General features: G+C 61.2%; 1 pseudogene. It reads left to right on the top strand.

Annotated features, from left to right (window positions below):
* A pseudogene (locus VC352_RS25115) lies at window positions 1–232 on the top strand (choline dehydrogenase); the annotation flags it as partial.

The following is a 232-nucleotide window of genomic DNA, read 5'->3' as shown; positions in this document are numbered from 1 at the left end:
CTGGCCAATCGGCTGTCTGCCGACCAGGGTGTCAGCGTGCTGTTGATCGAGGCAGGCGGGAGCGACAACTACCCCTGGATTCACATCAACTTCGGTTACCTCTACTGCATCGGCAACCCGTGTAACGACTGGTGCTTCAGCACCGAGGCCGATCCCGGCCTGCATGGGCGAAGCCTCAAGTACCAACGCGGCCGCGTACTCGGTGGCTGCTCGTCGATCAACGGCATGATCT

The organism is Pseudomonas sp. C11 (assembly GCF_034683865.1).
Taxonomy (GTDB): domain Bacteria; phylum Pseudomonadota; class Gammaproteobacteria; order Pseudomonadales; family Pseudomonadaceae; genus Aquipseudomonas.
This window is presented reverse-complemented; position numbering and strand designations above follow the sequence as displayed.